This window comes from Massilia atriviolacea (assembly GCF_003953935.1).
GTDB classification, from domain to species: Bacteria; Pseudomonadota; Gammaproteobacteria; order Burkholderiales; family Burkholderiaceae_D; genus Telluria_A; species Telluria_A atriviolacea.
The window spans coordinates 1-679 of record NZ_RXLQ01000067.1 but is presented as its reverse complement, the minus strand read 5'-3'; the positions used below and the strand labels follow the sequence as shown (position 1 = coordinate 679).

1 protein-coding gene is annotated in these 679 nt (G+C 54.3%); it reads left to right on the top strand.

Annotated features, from left to right (window positions below; genetic code table 11):
• The first annotated feature begins 109 nt into the window (after positions 1-109).
• Positions 110-565: a MarR family winged helix-turn-helix transcriptional regulator gene (locus EJB06_RS31565; protein ID WP_126077971.1), complete on the top strand. Its 456-nt coding sequence runs from the start codon at positions 110-112 to the stop codon at positions 563-565.
• Positions 566-679: the final 114 nt, after the last annotated feature.

Here is a 679-nt window from a genome sequence, read left to right as displayed (position 1 = left end):
CTGGACCAGGCGTCGCAGGAACTGAAACAGCGCCTGAAATAAGCTGCCACGCACAAATAAATTTAAAAATAGCTTGCTATCCGATAGTGCGCTATATATACTGCTTCACATGGACGACAAACAAACACCGAACGACGGAGTTCCCCAGCTCGATGGCCAGTTGTGCTTTGCGCTGTACTCGACTTCCCTGGCAATGAGCAAGCTGTACCGCAAGTTGCTGCGCAAGCTCGGCCTGACCTACTCGCAGTACCTGGTGTTGATGGTGCTGTGGGAGCAGAACGAGTTGACGGTGTCGGACATCGGCGAGCGCCTGTTCCTGGACTCGGCCACCCTGACGCCCCTGCTCAAGCGGATGGAACAGGCTGAACTGCTGACCCGGGTGCGCGCGGCCAACGACGAACGCCAGGTCATCATTTCGCTGACCGATGCCGGCAGCCGTTTGCGGGAAGAAGCGAAGAAGTTTCCGTCGCAAATGTTGTGTACCTTTGGTTGCGAGTTGGACCAGGTCGTCAGCATGAAGCAGCAGCTGGACGTGCTGCGCAGTAATCTGAACAAGAACACGTAGTACCCGATGAACGGGGCGGACAGTGACCGCCCGCCCCGTCAGGATAAAAATGTAGTGAACTATATAATCGCTTGCTAAGTTAATCTCTTAAAAAGGAACCACCATGAAAGCCAT